This window comes from Bacillus atrophaeus, from assembly GCF_001584335.1.
In the GTDB taxonomy this organism is placed as follows: Bacteria; Bacillota; Bacilli; order Bacillales; family Bacillaceae; genus Bacillus; species Bacillus atrophaeus.
Map to the genome: position 1 here is coordinate 24,905 of NZ_LSBB01000003.1, position 19,871 is coordinate 44,775.

Here is a 19,871-nt window from a genome sequence, read left to right on the forward strand (position 1 = left end):
TTTTGATCGATGGAGAAGGCCCGAATCACAGGAAGACAGTTATTTGTCATGATTTTGATTTTTGAATTGGGCAGCTCATTATTAATTCCGCCGGGAACGACGGCTGGGCGGGATGCCTGGATTGCAGTTCTGCTTGGAAGTGCCGTCGGTCTGCTCCTTTACTATGTGTATCAGGCTATTTACCAATATTATCCGGATTACTCGCCGAAAGAGTATATGAACGAGCTTTTAGGAACCAAGATAAGCTGGCTTATTTCCCTGCTGTATATTTTATATTTTGCTTATATCGCGGCACGCGTGCTCCGGGACTTTGGTGAGATGCTGCTGACGTTTGCATATCCCGATACGCCGATTGTGGTGGTTAATGCTTTGTTAATAGTCGTCAGTATATACGCAGTCAGAAAAGGGATTGAGGTAATCGCCAGAGCCGGAGAGCTTCTTTTTGGTGTGATGTATTTATTAGGGGCGGTCGGATTGCTCCTGATTATCTGCTCCGGCATGATTGATCTTACCAATTTGAAGCCCATTCTGGCGGATGGGATTTCGCCTGTCATTCATTCCGTTTTCACGCAGACCCTGTATGTTCCGTTTGGTGAAATAATCGTATTTGTCATGATACTTCCTTATTTAAATAACCAGAGACATGCAAAAAAGACAGGGCTTTGGGCAATAGGGATCAGCGGGCTGATTTTAGCTTTGTCCATTGCGATTACGATGAGTGTGCTGGATGTGAATCTCACCCTGCGTTCTCAATTTCCGCTTCTTACCACCATTCAGACGATTAAAATCGAAGAGTTCTTAGATCGTCTGGATGTCTTTTTTATGCTGGCGCTTGTAATCGGAGGTTTTTTCAAGGTAAGCCTTTACCTGTATGCTGTCGTTATGGGGATTTCAACCTTGTTTAAAGAAAAGAACCCATCTCAATTGGCCTATCCGGTCGGTCTTGGCATTTTAATTTTATCCATTACAATCGCAAGCAGTTTTTCAGAGCATATGAGCGAAGGGCTGAAAATTGTTCCGATCACCGTCCATTTGCCGTTTCAAGTCATTTTCCCCGTTGTGCTCCTGCTTATCGCATTCTTGAAAAGACGGATAAAAGGAAAAAAGAAACCCCATTAACAAGAAACAGTTGATCCCGGCTGCCATTCGGGGTTTTTTGTGCTGAAAAAGAAAAATAATTCAGCTCAACTAATTGACAAACTTGCGAGACAATTGTACATTTTGATTTATTCATATTAAAAACCTAGGAAATGTGGGTTTAAGCTGTCGGAATATTTCAGCTTGACCAAAAAATAGATAAAAGGAGAAAACACACCATGGCAAGCAAAAAACGTGAAATCAAATTGGGGGTTTTCCTTGCGGGTACGGGGCATCATGTATCATCTTGGAGACATCCGAAGGCTCCTGCGGACGCAAGCATGAATTTGGATTACTTTAAAGAACTTGCAAAAACAGCGGAGCGGGGCAAGCTGGATATGCTGTTTTTGGCCGATAGCTTATCAATAGACAGCAAGTCGCATCCGAATGTCTTAACAAGGTTCGAGCCTTTTACGCTGCTCTCTGCACTGGCACAGGTTACTTCCAAGATCGGACTTGCAGCTACGGCTTCCACGACATACAGTGAACCGTTTCATATTGCGAGACAGTTCGCCTCTTTAGATCATCTGTCGAACGGGCGGGCCGGCTGGAACGTTGTGACCTCATCTATTGAATCAACAGCGCTGAACTTCAGCGGGGAACAGCACCTTGAACACCATCTCCGTTATCAGCGGGCCGAGGAATTTGTTGATGTGGTAAAAGGGCTGTGGGATTCATGGGAAGAGGATGCCTTCATTCGAAATAAGGAATCGGGAGAGTTTTTCAAGAAGGAAAAAATGCACGAGCTTAATCATAAAGGAGAGTATTTCTCAGTTCGCGGGCCTTTAAACATCGCGAGAACGCCGCAGGGCCAGCCGGTTATTATTCAGGCAGGCTCATCAGGAGATGGAAAAGCGCTGGCCGCTAAGACGGCGGAAGTGATTTTCACGGCGCAAAACCATTTGGAATCCGCTCAAGAATTTTATACATCTATTAAAGAACAGGCTGCTGAATTCGGACGTGACCCTGAAAAAATCGCGATCATGCCGGGGATTTTTCCGATCATTGCCGATACAGAAGAAGAAGCGCAGGCGAAATACCAAGAGCTTCAGGATTTAATCATTCCGTCAGTCGGTTTGCAAATCCTTCAGAATTATTTAGGAGGCATCGACTTGTCCGCGTATCCGCTTGACGGGCCTCTGCCTGAATTGGACGCAGAAGCTTCAAATGCGGTGAAAAGCCGTTTCAAACTTGTTCAGGAGATGGCCAAGCGCGATAACATGACCATTCGAGAGCTTTACAAATACGTGGCAGGTTCCCGAGGCCACCACATCTTTGTCGGCACGCCGGAGCAGCTTGCAGATAAGATGGAGGAATGGGTCGAAAAACAGGCCTGTGACGGCTTCAATATCATGCCGCCGCTGCTTCCGGAAGGGATCGAACTATTCGTGGACAAGGTGATTCCGATCTTGCAGGAACGCGGCGTGTTCAGAAAAGAATACGAAGGTACGACATTAAGAGAACATTTCGGTTTGGAAAAACCGGTTAACCGTTATACAAAATAAAAGGAGGAACGTGCGATGCAGGGACAATACCGGCTGGCGAAAGACAGTGATGCCGAAGAACTTCTCGCTCTGACATGGCGGGCCTATGAACCGGTTCGTAAGCTTGGCATCAACTTTGCCGCCGCACATGCAGACCTGGAGCTTGTATTGAACAATATCCGGAAAAACGCATGTTATGTAATGGAAGAAGATGGACGGATTATCGCTACGATTTCCTTGCGGATGCCATGGGGACAGCAGCCGGGACCGTACGGAGTGCCTCACATCTGGTGGTTTGCGGTAGATCCGGATATCGGCAAAAAAGGCGTAGGGTCAGAGCTTTTGCAATGGGTCGAGCAGACCGTGCTGCGCGATACCTTAAAGGTTCCGTTCGTATCGCTCGGAACAGCTGATAAACATCCCTGGCTGATTGACATGTATGAAAGAAAAGGCTACGTCCGCGCCGGGGAACGAGATCTCGGCAAAGGACACATCACGATTTATATGAAAAAAGAACTGCGGACTGATATATAAAACAAAAAGGCGGGAAATAACATGAAAATGAAAAAATGGACTTTGCTGTTCGTTGCTGCGCTATTAGCTGTATTGTCAGCATGCGGTAACGGAAACAGCAGTGATAATAAGGATGACAAGGTGCTTCATGTCGGCGCGACCGGCCAAAGCTATCCGTTCGCCTATAAAGAAGACGGCAAGCTGACGGGTTTTGATGTGGAAGTCATGGAAGCCGTAGCAAAAAAACTCGATATGAAACTTGACTGGAAACTGCTTGAATTCAGCGGGCTGATGGGAGAGCTTCAAACAGGTAAGCTTGACACGATTTCAAACCAGGTTGCCGTAACAGACGAACGCAAGGAAGTGTACAACTTTACAGAACCGTATTCCTACGCGGGGACACAGATTGTCGTAAAAGATGATAACAAAGATATTAAGTCAGTAGACGACTTAAAAGGAAAGACAGTTGCGGCCGTTCTCGGTTCGAACCATGCGAAAAACCTTGAAAGCAAAGATCCTGATAAAAAAATCAATATCAAAACATACGAAACACAAGAAGGTACGCTGAAAGACGTAGCTTACGGACGTGTGGACGCTTACGTCAACAGCCGGAGTGTGCTTCTCGCGCAAATAAAGAAAACAGGCCTGCCTCTGAAGCTTGCCGGAGACCCGATTGTCTACGAACAAGTCGCATTCCCGTTCGCAAAGGATGACGCGCACGATAAGATCCGCAAAAAAGTAAATAAAGCATTGGATGAACTCCGTAAAGACGGAACGCTTAAAAAGCTTTCAGAAAAATATTTTAAAGAAGATATCACAACAGAAAAGAAGCAATAAGAAACGGCGGTGAACCACCAGAATGAATACGATCGATTGGGGATTCATGATTTCGGCATTCCCGACATTAGTTGGAGCCCTCCCGATCACCCTTTTCATGGCTGTAGCGGCCATGATTTTTGCGGTCATCGGAGGACTTGTTCTCGCACTTATCACCAAAAACCATATTCCCGTGCTTCATCAGCTGTCAAAAGTCTATATTTCATTTTTCCGGGGTGTACCGACGCTGGTGCAGCTTTTCTTAATTTACTACGGACTGCCGCAGCTGTTCCCGGAGATGAGCAAAATGACTGCCTTAACGGCTGCCATCATTGGTTTAAGCTTAAAGAACGCTGCCTATTTAGCGGAGATTTTCCGCGCCGCTCTGAACTCGGTGGATGAAGGGCAGCTGGAAGCGTGTCTGTCTGTCGGCATGACGAAGCTTCAGGCATACAGGCGGATCATTCTCCCGCAAGCCGTCAGAAACGCAATTCCGGCAACGGGAAACACGTTTATCGGTCTTTTGAAAGAAACATCATTGGCATTTACATTAGGTGTTATGGAGATGTTCGCGCAAGGGAAAATGTACGCTTCAGGCAATTTGAAATACTTTGAAACCTACTTGGCGGTTGCGGTTGTGTACTGGATTCTCACAATTATATACAGCGTCTTGCAGGACCTGTTTGAACGCGCCATCAGCAAGCCATACCGAACCTAGGGGTGAAATCAGTTGATACAAGTCAAAAATATTCGCAAAGCCTTTAAAGATCTCGTCGTGCTGGACGGGATCGACCTTGAAGTGAAACGCGGGGAAGTCGTGGCGATCATCGGTCCGTCCGGTTCCGGCAAATCAACGCTTCTCCGCTGCCTGAATCTATTGGAACGCCCTGATCAAGGCTTGATTGAAATCGGAGAAGCCAAGCTGAACGCTGAAAAATATACACGTAAAGAAGCGCATCAGCTTCGCCAGCAGACAGCCATGGTTTTCCAAAATTACAATCTGTTCAAAAATAAAACAGCACTGCAAAACATTACAGAAGCGCTGATCGTCTCGCAAAAAAAATCGCGGGAAGAAGCGAACCGCATCGGTATGGATATCTTAAAACAGGTCGGCTTGGAGCATAAGGCGAACAGCTATCCAATTACGATGTCCGGCGGGCAGCAGCAGCGGATCGGCATCGCGCGGGCGCTCGCCGTTAACCCGCACGCGATTTTGCTCGATGAGCCGACCTCCGCGCTTGATCCGGAGCTTGTAGCGGGTGTGCTGCAAGTGATTCAATCCATTGCGGAAAAACAAACAACGATGATCATCGTTACTCATGAAATGGCGTTTGCCAGAGAAGTCGCTGATAAGGTAATTTTTATGGCGGACGGCCATATTATCGAGCAGGGAACCCCGGAAGAACTGTTTGACCATCCGAAAAGCGAACGGACGAAAAAGTTTATCAAACAGGTGGGAGAGGCTCCCGAACTTATATAGAAGGGAAGAAGAATAATGGCTGAAGAGTATAATGATGCGTTAAACAAACGTTTAATTAACATGCGCCGTGACCTTCATGAACACCCTGAACTGTCGTTTGAGGAATTTGAAACGACGAAAAAAATCCGCCGCTGGCTTGAAGAAGAGAACATTGAGATTCTTGACGTTCCTCAGCTTGAAACAGGCGTGATTGCGGAAATCAAAGGGCATGCGGACGGTCCCGTTATTGCGGTGAGAGCGGATATTGACGCGCTTCCGATTCATGAACAGACGAACCTGCCGTTTGCCTCTAAAACTGACGGAACAATGCACGCATGCGGACACGATTTTCATACAGCTTCCATTATCGGCACAGCGATTTTGCTGAACAAAAGAAAGGACGAGCTGAAAGGAACGGTCCGCTTCATCTTTCAGCCCGCTGAAGAAATTGCCGCCGGAGCGAGAAAAGTGATAGAAGCAGGGGTGTTGGACGGCGTCTCTGCCATTTTCGGCATGCATAATAAACCGGATCTTCCGGTCGGTACCATCGGTCTGAAAGAAGGTCCGCTGATGGCAAGTGTTGATCGCTTTGAGTTAGTCATTAAAGGCAAAGGCGGACACGCCGGTATTCCAAATAACAGCATTGATCCGATTGCTGCGGCAGGCCAAATCGTCAGCGGCCTGCAATCTGTGGTCAGCCGTAATATCAGTTCATTGCAAAATGCGGTCGTCAGCATCACGAGAATACAGGGCGGCAGCTCATGGAACGTCATACCAGACCAAGCAGAAATGGAAGGAACGGTTCGAACCTTTCAAAAAGAAGCAAGAGAAGCCGTTCCGGAACATATGAAACGGATCGCTGAAGGAATTGCGGCCGGATACGGAGCACAGGCGGAATTTCGCTGGTTCCCGTATTTGCCGTCCGTGATGAATGACGATCAATTCTTGAATGCTGCTTCAGAAGCCGCAGCCCGTCTAGGCTATCAGACTGTCCCCGCTGAACAGTCGCCTGGCGGTGAAGACTTCGCTCTTTATCAAGAAAAAGTCCCAGGCTTTTTCGTTTGGATGGGAACAAACGGAACAGAAGAATGGCATCATCCGGCGTTCACATTGGATGAAGAAGCATTGCGAGTGGCGGCCCGCTATTTTGCTGAGCTGGCCGTTACGGTACTGGAGTCGATCGAATGAACATACAAGAACTGACGTCAGGTCTTGCTCAGTCTGTGAGATCATCACGTCCTGAAGCCTCCGTTGAAGCGATGCGTGAAGCAAAGAAGGGGCTGCTTGATTTTACAGCGGCTTCTTTTGCAGGGAGAAATGACAGCGGCGTTGAAAAACTGTTGAACTTGATCGAGGGAGAAGGCGGCATGCCAATTGCCCCTCTTATCGGACAAGGAAAAAAGGCATCACCCTCGCAGTCGGCGCTGCTGAATGGATTTATCGCCCACACGCTTGATTTTGATGATGTTCATTCTGATGTCAGAGGGCATCCGAGCGCCGTTATTCTTCCGGCGCTCATTGCTTCCGCCGCCCGCCGAGATGGCGGGCGGTTTCTTGGCGCTTATATTGTTGGCGTGGAAGTGATGGCAAGGCTGGGTGAGTCGATTGGCAGACACCACTATGAAAAAGGCTGGCACAACACAGGGACGCTTGGAGCGATAGCGGCTGCCTGTGCGATCGGTTATGCAGAAGAGCTGTCCCAGGAAGAGCTGGAAAGAGCAATCGGCTTTGCCGCTGCACAAGCCGGCGGAATGAGAGTTCAATTCGGCACAGAAATGAAACCGCTGCACGCCGGATTGGCGGCTCAATCTGCTTTATTTGCCGTCAAACTGGCGCAAACCGGCTTTGGCGGCTCACACACAGCACTGGATGGAGAGCAAGGGTTTTTCAGCCTCTACGGTGATCTGGAAAAGGCGGAATCCACATTTTTAAGCAATTGGGGAGCACCTTGGAGAATCGTTCAGCCAGGCCTCTGGTTTAAAATTTATCCGTTCTGCTCCGCTGCTCATCACGCCGCAGACGCCATCCGCAAGCTGATGGTTCAGCATGAGATCTCTGCTGGAAAGACGGACCGGATCGAAGTAGTTTTTCCTCCGGGCGGAGACGCCGCGTTGACAGAAAGGCAGCCGGAAACAGGGGAGGAAGGACGTTTCAGCGTGGAATACGTCATTGCCCTTGCTTTGCACGGCCGGGAGCTGACGGCGGCCGGGCATTTTAACAATGAGCCGATACCACAGAACATTCAAGCCTATCTGCCGCGTATTCACCGTGTTTATGATGCTGAGATTCAGCCAGACCCGCAAGCCGTTCCAAAGGGCCGCTTCACCATCGTACGCGTTTTTCTGTCAGACGGACGTGTTTACGAAGCCCGTGTCAATTGTCCGAAGGGGGCGCCGGGAAACGGACTGTCTGAGGAAGACATAAAAGAGAAGCTGCAACTTGCGCTTCAAGGAGACGAACGAAAAGCGGCAAGTTTGATCACTGCCATTAAGCAGGCCGACATTCAAAGCTATTTATCACATATATAAATAAAAAGAGCGGGGGATGCGCCACCGCTCTTTTTACCTTATTTCGAAAGAGGATATCGAGCATATTTGGGAGCGGTTCTACAAAGCGGATATTTCCAGAACCAACACAGCGTACGGCGAATACGGCCTCGGCTTGTCCATCGTCAAACAGCTCGTTGAAATGCATCAAGGCACAGTAGACATCGAGAGTGAAAAAGGAAAAGGGACAAAATTCATTATTCGCCTACCGCTGAATACGAAACAGTCATAAAAACGGCAGCCTTTCATGCTGGCGTTTTTTGTGTTTTGAACCAAACATCTGCCTTCCGAATTCATACCGCTTCGGCGCTTCATGCATTTATTGCGCTCTGCCGAAAACAAAGTTTGCGTGTTTTTCGGGATGTGGCCGTCTGGAAACATGATAAAATATGTCATAAACAGGTTTTGGATGGGGAGGGTGAAGGAATGAAGAGCGAGGTGATTCCTTCTTCAGCAGTCGGTCAAAAAATTAACGAGTGGTATAAGTATATTCGTACGTTCAGTGTACCGGACGCCGAAATTCTAAAAGCCGAGATTGAACGGGAAATTGAACATATGGAAGACGATCCGAACTTGCTGCTATATTTCTCATTAATGGAATTCCGCCACCAGCTGATGCTTGATTATCTTGAGCCGTTAGAAAAATTAAAAATAGAGGACCAGCCCAGCTTGTCAGAATTACTGCGCAACATTGACAGCAATCAGGCTGATTTAAAAGGGCTGCTTGATTATTATGTAAACTTTTTTCGGGGGATGCACGAATTTGATAAGAGAGAATTCATTTCAGCCATCACTTATTACAAACAGGCTGAAAAAAGACTTTCCTTTGTAGCGGATCATATTGAAAGAGCCGAGTTCTATTTTAAAGTGGCCGAAGCTTATTACTATATGAAACAGACGTATTTCTCACTGATCCATATCAAAAATGCCTACGAAATATATGCCGAGCAAGAAACATATAATGTGAGAATTATCCAGTGTCATTTTGTTTTCGGAGTAAATTTGATGGATGAAAGGCGTTTCGAACAAGCCGCGCGCCATTTTGAACTCGCATTACATATGGCGGAATCAGAAAATAAAGCACAATTGGTCGGAAGAGCGCTTTATAATATTGGGTTGTGTTATTACAATCAAGATCTTCTTGAGCCTGCCATTGACTATTTTGAGAGAGCGGTTTCTATATTCGAAAGCAACGACATCATTAAATCCCTTCCTCAGGCATATTTTCTGATCACGCAGATTTATTATAAATGTAAAAATAATTCTAAAGCAGTGGAATATCACAGCAGGGGTTATGAATATGCTAAACAAACAGATGATATTGACTACATGGTGAAATTTGAATTTTTAAAAACTCTATATCAAGCCCAGCCGGATGAACAAGGAATCGAAAAATGCTTTTATTACCTAAAAAATAAAAATATGTATGCTGATATAGAGGATTTAGCACTAGTAGTAGCTAAATATTACTATGAACAGAAAAACTTCGAAATGTCATCTTCCTACTTTCTCAAAGTAGAAGAGGCCAGAAAACAAATACAAAGGAGTGAAGGTTTATATGAAATTGAAATCTAAATTGCTCATTATTTGTTTGGCTGCAGCTGCTGTGTTTGCAACAGTTGGAGTGTCCAATGCTGAAGCGCCTGATTATCAGGTGACAGAAAGAGGAATGACGTAAGAAAATAAAAGTCCCTTCCTGAAAAGAAGGGACTTTGCCGTTTTAAACGTAAACAGTAAACGCCATAAGACAAAGTCTTATGGCGTTTACTTTTACAAGAGGAGGTTCTTACATATGGGGGCTGCCAGTCTGTTCTAGAAGCCGCCATTAAAAAAGGATGTTCCCACAATAATCAATAGTACAAACAACACTACGATTAACGCGAAAGAGTTAAAGCCGTTACCAGATCCGCAACCTGACATAAGGCGTAACCTCCAAGTGAGAATACTATAAGATATGCGCAGAATACCAGAGTGTAAAGGGTAAACGTGCAGATGAGAAAAAATAAATCTATCAACCAGCGCCCGATATTTTGGCAGCCCAAAAGGAAAAACGCCATAAGACAATATGGTCTTATGGCGCTCACCTCTGCGATAAGGAGGTTACAGGGTCATACTAGTTTGATCTAGTAAAGACCACCGTTAAAAAAAGATGTTCCTACGATAATCAATAGGATAAACAATACGACGATTAAAGAGAAAGAACTGATGCCGTTTCCATTAGATGGATACATACAGCGTCACCTCCATGTGAGAATACTATAAGATATGCAGGAGGCAACAAATTGATAGAGATACTAGTGGACAAGAGAAAAAATGAGAATTTCGGCTATGAAAACGTTAAGAGATTAAAACCCCTGCAAAAAACTCTTGGTACAATGCTTGGACTGCCTGCTCTTCCTGCGCCTCTTTCACTCCGAACATCATGCTCACCTCTGATGACCCTTGGTTGATCATTTCGATGTTTACTTGAGCCTCAGATAATGCTTTTGACGCCCTTGCCGTTGTGCCGACATTGTGGCGCATGGCTTCTCCGACGACCATAATCAGCGCCAGGTTATGCTCGACAATCACCTCATCCGCCTGAAGATCCTCCTCAATCCGCCTGATGAGCTGACGCTCCATGGAGACATCCATTTGATCTTGTCTTAATATAATGGTGATGTCATCAATTCCGGACGGGACATGCTCGTACGTTAAACTGTAATCTTCTAAAATTTGCAGGGCTTTCCGCCCGAAGCCGATTTCTCTATTCATTAAATACTTACTGATATAAATGCTGCAAAATCCGGTGTCGCTGGCTATCCCGACAACTGGGCCGTTTGTGTTGTCTCGTTTGCTGACAACACGTGTTCCCTGCGCTGCCGGATTGTTCGTATTTTTAATTTGAACCGGAATTCCCGCTCTGAACGCGGGGATCAGGGCTTCATCATGGAAGACGGAAAAGCCGGCATATGAAAGCTCGCGCATTTCCCGATATGTCAGTTCGCTGATTTCTTTAGGGTCCTTCACGATAGATGGATTGACGGAATAAACTGCATCGACATCGGTAAAGTTTTCATACAGGTCGGCCTGTAAACCGTTTGCGAGAATAGAGCCCGTAATATCTGACCCGCTTCTTGAAAAAGTGATCACAGCGCCTGCTTTGCTGAAGCCGAAGAAACCGGGAAAGATAATAAGACCGTCCCGCTCTCTTAAACGGTACAGGTTTTCATAGGATTCAGGCAGCACCTGAGCGTTTCCCGGCTCGTTTGTGACGAAAAGACCCGCGTCTTTAGGATTCACATACTCTGCTTGAATGCCCTTGTGCTGAAAGTAAGCGGCGATCAGCTTAGCATTGTTATCCTCGCCGCTTGCTTTGATTGCATCTATATATTGCACGGGATTGCTTTTGTCTCCGTTTAACAAAGTGAAGAGGTCATCCCGTATTCTTTCTATAATATGCTGATCCAGATGAAGCTCCTGAGCGATTTCGGCATATCGTTCAATGACAGCTTCACAAAGTTCGGGCGCATCACCCGATGATATGTATTGCTCCGCGCAGGCGATTAAGAGATCCGTTACCTTTGTATCCTCGGAATGGCGTTTCCCCGGCGCTGATACCACAACAGCTTTGCGCGAGGGATCGGCTGTTACGATATGAAACACTTTTTCAAGCTGAGCGCCAGATGCGAGAGAACTGCCTCCGAATTTAACGACCTTCATGTTGACAACTCCTAATGTTTAAATTTTCACACAAATTTAGTACTTATTATCTCTCTTTCGGTTCTTGAAATCAAGGGTTATTTTCTACGTGGTATGAACAATTGTTCTTTCCAGAAGGAATTAGTGGCTGTGATGTCAGGTTTTCTTCTGCGAATTTTGCGCCAAAATGAAAAAAATGCTAAACAGACGAACGAATCGTTATAGAAAGCGGTTCAAATTCTTGGTAGACTTAAATAATGATATATTTGAATGACTCTTAGAGAGACCGGCTTAGCAAAGTCTTTTTCAGAAAAGAATATTGACTATAGCGAGAAAGGTGATAAGATTATATTGTCGTTGATAATGATAATCATTTACTGTTATCGGCGAATCTGTTGAATTCTTGCGGAAAGGGAAGCAAGGTCTTTTGTTGTAAGGGTGTGAGGAGGCAGCATGAAGCTACGTTACTTAGTTGTTTTACTTATTTTACTTGCATTCTGTTCTATTTTTATCGGCGTAGAGGATCTGTCGCCGCTGGATCTTTTTCATATGAATAAAGAAGAGGCGTCAACGCTTTTCGCCAGCCGTTTACCGAGATTAATCAGCATTATTATTGCAGGCATGAGCCTGAGCATCTGCGGTTTAATTATGCAGCAGATCAGCCGGAATAAATTCGTTTCGCCGACAACTGCCGGCACGATGGATTGGGCGAGGCTCGGGATTTTGATTTCATTAATGCTGTTTACCTCTGCCAGTCCGCTGATAAAAATGCTGATTGCTTTTATATTTGCGCTTGCGGGCAACTTCCTGTTCATGAAAATCCTTGAGAGAATAAAGTTTAATGATACGATCTTTATTCCTCTCGTGGGCTTAATGCTTGGGAACATTGTCAGCTCGATTGCGACGTTTATCGCGTATAAATATGATTTAATCCAAAATATTTCTTCATGGCTTCAAGGAGACTTCTCTCTCATTGTGAAAGGGAGATATGAACTTTTATTCTTGAGTATCCCGCTTGTGATAATCGCATATGTATTTGCTGACAAATTCACAGTAGCAGGGATGGGGGAAAGCTTCTCCGTCAACCTTGGCCTGAAATATAAACGGATTGTGAATATCGGGCTGATTATATCGTCGCTGATCACGTCCCTCGTGATTTTGACTGTCGGTATGCTGCCGTTCCTTGGGCTAATCATTCCGAATATCGTATCCATTTACAGGGGAGACAACCTGAAAAGCAGCCTGCCCCACACAGCTCTTTTAGGCGCCGTTTTTGTGCTGCTTTGCGATATATTGGGCAGGATTATCATTTTTCCGTACGAAATCTCGATTGGCTTGATGGTCGGAATCATCGGCAGCGGCATTTTCCTGTATATGTTGTTAAGGAGAAAAGCCTATGCGTAAAAATATGAAAATCACGCTGCTCGTTGGAATCGCCATGATTTGTATCGGCCTGTTTTTGTTTTATGATTTGGGCAATTGGGATTATACCTTTCCAAGAAGATGTAAAAAGGTGCTCGCTATTATTCTGACAGGCGGAGCCATCGCGTTTTCAACGATGATCTTCCAAACGATTACGAACAACCGCATCCTTACACCAAGCATCTTAGGGCTGGATTCTCTGTATATGCTTATTCAGACTGTTATTGTCTTTCTGTTTGGTTCAATGAATGTCGTCATGATGAATGAGAACGTCAATTTCTTGATTTCAGTCTTCCTGATGATTTTGTTTTCCTTTGTGCTGTATCAGATCATGTTTAAAGGAGAGGGCAGGAATATCTTTTTCCTTCTGCTCGTCGGAATTGTCTTCGGTACGCTGTTTGGCAGCTTGTCTTCTTTCATGCAGATGCTGATTGATCCGAATGAGTTCCAAGTTGTGCAGGATAAGATGTTTGCCAGCTTTAACAACGTCAATACGGATCTTTTATGGCTGGCAGGCATCATCTTTCTGCTTGTCGGCTTCTACGTCTGGCGTTTCACGAGGTTTTTTGATGTGCTGTCTCTAGGGAGAGAACACGCCGTCAATTTAGGAATTGATTATGATAAAGTCGTGAAGCAGATGCTGGTTGTCGTTGCGATTCTCGTTTCCGTCTCAACGGCTCTTGTAGGACCGATTATGTTCTTGGGGCTTCTCGTTGTGAACGTTGCCAGAGAGTTTTTGAAAACGTACAAGCATACATACTTGATCGCTGGTTCTGTGCTGATCAGTATTATTGCGCTTGTCGGCGGCCAGTTTGTGGTTGAGAAGGTATTCGCTTTTTCAACGCCTTTAAGCGTTATTATTAATTTTGCCGGCGGGATTTATTTTATTTACTTGCTGTTAAAGGAGAATAAATCATGGTAGAAATCACAAACGTAAGCAAGCAATATGGAGGAAAAATTGTCCTTGAAGAAACGTCAGTCACGATCCAAAAAGGCAAAATCACCTCATTTATTGGTCCTAACGGCGCCGGCAAAAGCACGCTGCTGTCTATCATGAGCCGTCTGATTAAGAAAGATTCAGGCGAAATCAAAATAGACGGCAAGGAGATCGGCTCTTGCGACAGCAATGAACTGGCGAAAAAAATCAGCATCCTGAAACAGGCGAACCAGATCAACATCAGGCTGACGATCAAAGACCTTGTCAGCTTCGGCAGATTTCCTTATTCACAGGGGAAGCTGACAGAGGAAGACTGGGTTCATATTAATCAGGCTCTCGGTTATATGAAGCTTGAAGACATTCAGGATAAGTACTTGGACCAATTAAGCGGAGGGCAATGCCAGCGGGCGTTTATCGCGATGGTAATCGCCCAGGACACAGATTACATCTTTCTGGATGAACCGCTTAACAATCTGGATATGAAGCATTCTGTGGAAATTATGAAGCTGTTGAAACGATTGGTAGAGGAACTGGGCAAAACGATTGTTGTCGTCATTCATGACATTAACTTTGCGTCCGTCTATTCCGACTATATCGTGGCCTTAAAAAACGGCCGTATCGTAAAAGAAGGATCAGCGAAAGAAATCATAGAGACCTCGGTGCTAGAGGAGATTTACGATATGACCATTCCGATTGAAACGATAGATAATCAAAGAATAGGTGTCTATTTTTCTTAAAAACATAAAGAGGTGAATCACATGAAAAAGTTTGCATTGCTTTTCATCGCCTTGGTTACCGCGGTTGTCATTTCAGCATGCGGAAACCAAAGCTCAGACAGTAAAGGGTCAGAGAACAAAAAGGATCAAATCACAGTGAAGCACGATTTAGATAAAAACGGAACAAAAGTTACCAAAAATCCTAAAAAAGTCGTAGTCTTCAACTTTGGTATTTTAGATACACTTGATAAACTTGGATTACAAGGAAGCGTTGCGGGACTGCCTAAGAATAGCCTTCCCGATTACCTTTCATCATACAAAAATGATAAGTATACGGATGTCGGCAGTTTAAAAGAGCCTGATTTTGAAAAGGTGGCTGATCTAGATCCGGATCTCATCATTATTTCAGGCAGACAATCCGATTCTTATAAAGAATTCTCAAAAATTGCACCAACCATTTATCTTGATATAGATAGTGCAAAATATATGGAATCCTTTAAATCAAACACGGAAACAATCGGAAAAATCTTTAACAAAGAAGATGAAGTGAAGAGCCAGCTTGCAAAAATTGATGATTCGATTTCGGATGTGAAGAAAACGGCTGAGAAAGTAAATAAAAAAGGCTTGGTGATTATGGCGAACGACGGCAAAATCAGCGCGTTCGGCCCTAAATCAAGATACGGCCTGATTCATGATGTCTTTGGCGTGACACCTGCTGATCAAAATATTGAAGCATCCACCCACGGACAAAGTGTGTCTTATGAGTACATCTCAAAAACAAACCCTGATTACTTGTTTGTTGTAGATCGCGGCACAGCGATCGGCGAAACATCGTCTACGAAGCAAGTTGTTGAAAACGATTATGTGAAAAAAGTAAACGCCGTGAAAAACGATCATGTCGTCTACCTTGATTCAGCAACTTGGTACCTATCAGGCGGCGGACTTGAGTCTATGGCTCAAATGATTAAAGAAGTAAAAGATGGTTTAGAGAAATAAAATGAAGAAGAACCCGATCAATGGAACCTGTAAATGGGGACCTTGATCGGGTTTTTTGTTTTCTCTCCATTACGATAGTTCATTTCTGGCGCACAGTTATTCTTAACGTTAATAGCAATGGGGAAGGGGCAATTCGTTAACTGAATTTGAAGCTGTAAAATGAAGCGAAGAGCTACTTCTCTGTGAATTCTTTGATCAGATTCCCAATGTTTCAGAAGGGGGCATCTTTTTAAGCGTTGTTGCCTTATTAATTCAAAACAAAAAACTCAGCCCCGGAAGGGCTGAGTTTTTTATCGTGCAGGCTGCTGTTCGGCAGGCCGCGGTTTTTTCTTTAAAGTAAACGATAGCAGGAAGCCGACGAGTGCGATGCAGGCGGCCACGATAAAGGCTGCGTTCATGCCGTGCAAAGCCGCCTGTCTTGAACTGGAAGCAGCCGCGTGTGCTGCCTGATTGCTCATGACAGATACTAAGAGCGCTGTACCGATGGAGCCGCCGACTTGGCGAATGGTGTTGTTCATAGCTGTGCCGTGCGGGATCAGGTGGCGCGGCAGCGCGTTGATGCCAGCCGTTGTGACCGGCATCATAATCATCGCCGTTCCCAGTAATCGGGCGGTATACACGATCACAATCCAGGTGAGTGATGTATGCTCCGTCAGTTGCATAAACGGTAAAGAAGTCAAAAGGATGATGGAAAAGCCGAGAATGGCGAGTCCTTTTCCGCCGACCCGATCAAAAATTCTTCCGATAATCGGCGACATGATTCCCATAGCAATTGCCCCTGGCAGAAGCATTAATCCTGTATCAAATGCTGATATGCCTCTGACGTTTTGCGTATAAAGCGGCAAGATCGTCTCTGTACCGATCAGCAAAGCGAATACAATGGTTCCAAGCAGTGTTGTTAAGCTGAAGATGCCGAATTTAAATACACGGAATTCCAGCATCGGTTTTGTAAGCTTCATCTGCCTTGTGATAAATAATAGCAGGGAAATAATACCCACAATCAGCGAAATAAGGACGGTTGAGCTTGTCCATCCGTAAGAGCCGACGCTTGAGAATCCGTACAGCAAACCGCCGAAGCCTAAAGTAGACATAATCACAGACAACATATCAATTTGTGTTTTTCTAAGAGTCGTCACGTTTTTCATCAAAATAATCGCAAGGATCAGGTCAATGATGGAGATAGGAAGGATAATGTAGAACAGCGATCTCCACGAGAAGGCTTCGACTGCCCACCCGGATAATGCCGGTCCGATCGCAGGTGCGAAGGAAATAACCAATCCGACCATACCCATCGCCTGACCGCGTTTTTCGATCGGGAAAATGGTAAGAAACACCGTCTGCATGAGCGGCATCATAATGCCGGCTCCGGCAGCCTGAATGATACGGGCTGTTAAAAGCAGCGGAAAGTTTGGTGCGAATGCTCCGACGATCGTTCCCGCCGTAAATATGCTCATCGCAGTAATCAGCAGCGTCCGGCTTGTGAATTTTTCAATCAGAAACGCGGTGATCGGAATTAAAATCCCGTTCGTTAGCATAAAGGAGGTGGTCAGCCATTGGACCTGGTTGGCATCGATATTAAAATCACGCATAATATGCGGAAGCGCTGTAATCAATAACGTCTGGTTCAGAATGGCGACAAAAGCTCCCGCCAACAATATGCCAACGATCACAGATCGGTTAAAAGGCTTTGGTTCAATACTGGTATTCAAATCATATCCCTTCTTTTCTCTATAAAGTTAGTAATGTTTTAATCATCGAAATCGGCTGCGTTAATTTGCCAGTTTGTTCCAGATAGCCAATCAGCGCCTTTAGCAGAAAAGGCCGCGGTTCGTCTTTCACCGCCTCCTCTTCAAGCAAATCAGCGGCTGATGACAGCTCATCTACCTGGTAATCGTGCTCTGGCAGAGAAGAGATCGCCTTTTTCAGCTCTTGAAGGCTCTCGGATAACAAAATCGCTTTGTCTTTCGGCTGATGCGATGAGGCCGAGCTGATGTATAGCTCAATGACTTCCGGCTGAAGTCCGGACTGCTTCGTTCCTCTGTTTTTCACAATCTGGTTAAGCGTGCTGATGATAAAATCTGCAATTGGAGCCAGCTCAAGCGGTTTATGCTCAAGTTTGATGAGCATGAGAAATTCCCTCATCATGCCGTGAAGAATGATCACTAATTCCCACACGAACGGAGTAATGTGTTCGCCGTAGTTTTGAATCAGCGAATCGCGGTGCCAGCAGATAATCGTGGATCTCGCCTGCATAATGTGCTGCTTTACCCTGTCATTATTGAAAGATGAATTTCCGTAGGTTAACATGTTAAAAAACTGCTGATCCCGCCGGAAGCCCTCAAGCTCCATTGTCAGTTTTTTGGCAAAACGTTCATCAGGGGTCAGCGAGCTTTCTTCATGAAGCAGTGAGGCCGCTGCCATCATTTTCTTTTGGTTAAATGCCAGCAGTTCCAAAAGCAGGTCTTCCTTTGATTGGAACAATTTATAAATAGAAGCTTTTGACATCTTACATTCCTCTGCGATAGCCTGCATCGAAACCGATGTGAAATCCCTTTCGGAAAAAAGCTTCTTTGCCGCTAATAAGATATCTGTTTTTTTCTCAAGCATCGACATGGCTTCCTTCTTTCTTTAAAACATAGAAAACTCATTGGTTCAACAAAAACCAATGAGTATTTATAGTGAAAATTTTAGCAGTTTCCCGAAGCGGAAGTCAATGTTTTTGAACTAATATAAGGGGGGCAGAGGGAGGAACAGCAAAACACCTGCTGACTTATAAACGAAGCCGGGCAGGTGTTTGATCATGTCGTATAGGGAGGCGGAAGCTTTATTATCCTCCGATAATCTTTTCGGCAACTTCAAACGCTGAACCTGAATGTTGAAGAGCCGCGATTGAAACCGTAAGTCCCAATACAATTAATGCCGACCATGTAAACTTTTTACCCATTTTACATCCACTCCAATTTCTTTAATTTTTGTTCTGCTTCAATCGACTTGTTAAGCAGCGCCACGGCATGCTGATAAAACCCTTTATTCTCATACACCTTGGCTGCAAGCCGTGATAATTCTTTTACACTATCCGTATGGTGGCAGTTCTCTAATAGGTCCAGCTTCTCTGTTATTCTGAGAAGGCTGTTATCATGATGTTCTTCCAGATAGAGGATGGACAATATATCTGTTTTGGCTATAAAAACTTTTGATGTATTATCGGATGCTCTCTTACGCCCCTCCGTCAAGATAGTCTGCGCCCGGCTTCTATCACCTATGATACACAATTCTTTGATGAGCATAAACGAAGAGTTATAATAATATTCAGATTTATAATAGTCTGAATGGGTGAGAGCTTTTTCGAGATGTGTGATGGATAATGCTGATTTGCCCCAATGAGAATATAAGATTCCTTTATTATGATGCAATTGGGCTTCAAGAAATGGATCATTTATTAATTTGATCATATTCTCAGCTTCATTGTAATATGATTCAGCCTTTTCATAATGCCCGGTCTCTGTACAGTTGCCGGCCAGTAAAAACAGGGACAAGGCTTGTTTTTTGTTGTAATCAGGCTTTTCTTTGTAAATGGCGAGTGCATCTCTAATATAGCGGAGCGAGAGAACATGCTGGTCTAGCCTGTAATACAGCCATGCCATTTTGAAATAGAATTCGGCTCTTTCAATATCATCGGGAATAGCCGATAATTTTTGTTCAGCTTCTCTGTATAGGCCGATTGCAACGTCATAATTGCTGTTGCTTGCCTCATACATCGCTTCAAATAAGAAAAAATAGTAATCTGTAAGCTCAGAGGTTTTAGCGTTATGGAAAGAATCTGACACATGCTTGTCTCTGTCGGGAATAATCGTGCCTCTTAAATCATAAAGCAGTATTTTATGTCTGTGTTCGAGTAAAGAATAATAAATCAAAAGCTCCTGGTCTTCTTCCATTTCATCTGTCATTGCCTTTGCTTTCTCAGCAAATTCAATCGACTTATCCACTTGAAGCTTTCTGATAGCGACATACCAATCGTTTAATACATTTGCAACCTCTAAAGACGGTATTTTATTCAAGACATGCACCTCTTTTCACGTAGATGATATGCTGTTCATTTTAGCACGATATGAACAAGATTTGTGAGGAAAGGAGGTTATAGTTGACAGGATGAATGACATATAG

General features: G+C 44.7%; 20 protein-coding genes and 1 pseudogene. 15 read left to right on the top strand and 6 right to left on the bottom strand.

Annotation, left to right across the window (positions count from 1 at the left end):
- Positions 1-9 precede the first annotated feature (9 nt).
- The 11 genes and pseudogenes from AXI57_RS06100 (at position 10) to phrC (ending at position 9,633) form a co-directional block, all read left to right on the top strand.
- The gene (locus AXI57_RS06100) at positions 10-1,119 is read left to right on the top strand and encodes a GerAB/ArcD/ProY family transporter (protein ID WP_061669562.1); all 1,110 of its coding nucleotides are present in this window, start codon (positions 10-12) and stop codon (positions 1,117-1,119) included.
- Between the two features lie 197 nt (positions 1,120-1,316).
- Positions 1,317-2,642: an LLM class flavin-dependent oxidoreductase gene (locus tag AXI57_RS06105; RefSeq protein WP_061669563.1), complete on the top strand. Its 1,326-nt coding sequence runs from the start codon at positions 1,317-1,319 to the stop codon at positions 2,640-2,642.
- Positions 2,643-2,657: 15 nt separating this feature from the next.
- Positions 2,658-3,155 carry a GNAT family N-acetyltransferase gene (locus AXI57_RS06110; RefSeq protein WP_010789715.1) on the top strand — a complete coding sequence of 166 codons (498 nt, stop codon included), beginning with the start codon at positions 2,658-2,660 and terminating at the stop codon, positions 3,153-3,155.
- A 21-nt stretch (positions 3,156-3,176) separates the two neighbouring features.
- Positions 3,177-3,971, top strand: a complete 795-nt coding sequence (locus tag AXI57_RS06115; RefSeq protein ID WP_061669564.1) for an amino acid ABC transporter substrate-binding protein — start codon at positions 3,177-3,179, stop codon at positions 3,969-3,971.
- Positions 3,972-3,993: 22 nt separating this feature from the next.
- Positions 3,994-4,668, top strand: a complete 675-nt coding sequence (locus tag AXI57_RS06120) for an amino acid ABC transporter permease (RefSeq protein WP_004430249.1) — start codon at positions 3,994-3,996, stop codon at positions 4,666-4,668.
- 12 nt (positions 4,669-4,680) lie between these two features.
- Positions 4,681-5,430: an amino acid ABC transporter ATP-binding protein gene (locus tag AXI57_RS06125; RefSeq protein ID WP_061669565.1), complete on the top strand. Its 750-nt coding sequence runs from the start codon at positions 4,681-4,683 to the stop codon at positions 5,428-5,430.
- A 15-nt stretch (positions 5,431-5,445) separates the two neighbouring features.
- Positions 5,446-6,597, top strand: a complete 1,152-nt coding sequence (locus AXI57_RS06130; protein ID WP_061669566.1) for a M20 peptidase aminoacylase family protein — start codon at positions 5,446-5,448, stop codon at positions 6,595-6,597.
- The gene (locus AXI57_RS06135) at positions 6,594-7,937 is read left to right on the top strand and encodes an MmgE/PrpD family protein (protein ID WP_061669567.1); all 1,344 of its coding nucleotides are present in this window, start codon (positions 6,594-6,596) and stop codon (positions 7,935-7,937) included. The genes AXI57_RS06130 and AXI57_RS06135 overlap by 4 nt, the downstream gene beginning before the upstream one ends.
- Before the next feature lie 40 nt (positions 7,938-7,977).
- Positions 7,978-8,187 (top strand): annotated as a pseudogene (locus AXI57_RS06140) (ATP-binding protein); the annotation flags it as partial.
- A 194-nt stretch (positions 8,188-8,381) separates the two neighbouring features.
- Complete coding sequence (locus AXI57_RS06145) at positions 8,382-9,530, top strand: Rap family tetratricopeptide repeat protein (RefSeq protein ID WP_061669569.1); 1,149 nt, start codon at positions 8,382-8,384, stop codon at positions 9,528-9,530.
- Positions 9,514-9,633, top strand: a complete 120-nt coding sequence (phrC, locus tag AXI57_RS06150) for a phosphatase RapC inhibitor PhrC (protein ID WP_004430266.1) — start codon at positions 9,514-9,516, stop codon at positions 9,631-9,633. The genes AXI57_RS06145 and phrC overlap by 17 nt, the downstream gene beginning before the upstream one ends.
- 134 nt (positions 9,634-9,767) lie before the next feature.
- Here the strand turns inward: phrC and AXI57_RS20670 are convergent, their stop codons facing one another.
- The 3 genes from AXI57_RS20670 to AXI57_RS06155 all read right to left on the bottom strand — a co-directional run bounded on the left by AXI57_RS20670 (position 9,768) and on the right by AXI57_RS06155 (position 11,657).
- Positions 9,768-9,875 carry a YjcZ family sporulation protein gene (locus tag AXI57_RS20670; RefSeq protein ID WP_072053240.1) on the bottom strand — a complete coding sequence of 36 codons (108 nt, stop codon included), beginning with the start codon at positions 9,873-9,875 and terminating at the stop codon, positions 9,768-9,770.
- A 203-nt stretch (positions 9,876-10,078) separates the two neighbouring features.
- Positions 10,079-10,162 carry a YjcZ family sporulation protein gene (locus tag AXI57_RS20675; RefSeq protein WP_371176570.1) on the bottom strand — a complete coding sequence of 28 codons (84 nt, stop codon included), beginning with the start codon at positions 10,160-10,162 and terminating at the stop codon, positions 10,079-10,081.
- Positions 10,163-10,292: 130 nt separating this feature from the next.
- The gene (locus tag AXI57_RS06155) at positions 10,293-11,657 is read right to left on the bottom strand and encodes an aspartate kinase (protein WP_061669570.1); all 1,365 of its coding nucleotides are present in this window, start codon (positions 11,655-11,657) and stop codon (positions 10,293-10,295) included.
- 432 nt (positions 11,658-12,089) lie between these two features.
- On the opposite strand from AXI57_RS06155, the gene AXI57_RS06160 reads away from it, so the two are divergent.
- The 4 genes from AXI57_RS06160 to AXI57_RS06175 are packed head-to-tail and all read left to right on the top strand — an operon-like array spanning position 12,090 to position 15,707.
- Positions 12,090-13,040: an ABC transporter permease gene (locus tag AXI57_RS06160; protein ID WP_010789705.1), complete on the top strand. Its 951-nt coding sequence runs from the start codon at positions 12,090-12,092 to the stop codon at positions 13,038-13,040.
- Positions 13,033-13,980, top strand: coding sequence for an iron chelate uptake ABC transporter family permease subunit (locus AXI57_RS06165; RefSeq protein WP_004430269.1), 948 nt, complete (start codon positions 13,033-13,035; stop codon positions 13,978-13,980). The genes AXI57_RS06160 and AXI57_RS06165 overlap by 8 nt, the downstream gene beginning before the upstream one ends.
- Positions 13,974-14,732: an iron ABC transporter ATP-binding protein gene (locus AXI57_RS06170; protein ID WP_061669571.1), complete on the top strand. Its 759-nt coding sequence runs from the start codon at positions 13,974-13,976 to the stop codon at positions 14,730-14,732. The genes AXI57_RS06165 and AXI57_RS06170 overlap by 7 nt, the downstream gene beginning before the upstream one ends.
- 21 nt (positions 14,733-14,753) lie before the next feature.
- On the top strand, positions 14,754-15,707 hold the full coding sequence (locus AXI57_RS06175) for a siderophore ABC transporter substrate-binding protein (protein WP_061669572.1): 954 nt from the start codon (positions 14,754-14,756) through the stop codon (positions 15,705-15,707).
- 290 nt (positions 15,708-15,997) lie between these two features.
- Here AXI57_RS06175 and AXI57_RS06180 read toward each other — a convergent pair whose 3' ends face one another.
- The 3 genes from AXI57_RS06180 to AXI57_RS06190 form a co-directional block, all read right to left on the bottom strand.
- The gene (locus tag AXI57_RS06180; protein ID WP_061669573.1) at positions 15,998-17,416 is read right to left on the bottom strand and encodes an MDR family MFS transporter; all 1,419 of its coding nucleotides are present in this window, start codon (positions 17,414-17,416) and stop codon (positions 15,998-16,000) included.
- 19 nt (positions 17,417-17,435) lie between these two features.
- The gene (locus AXI57_RS06185; protein ID WP_004430280.1) at positions 17,436-18,314 is read right to left on the bottom strand and encodes a TetR/AcrR family transcriptional regulator; all 879 of its coding nucleotides are present in this window, start codon (positions 18,312-18,314) and stop codon (positions 17,436-17,438) included.
- A gap of 338 nt (positions 18,315-18,652) precedes the next feature.
- Entirely contained in the window at positions 18,653-19,765 is a 1,113-nt protein-coding gene (locus AXI57_RS06190) for a Rap family tetratricopeptide repeat protein (protein WP_061669574.1), read from the bottom strand.
- Positions 19,766-19,871: the final 106 nt, after the last annotated feature.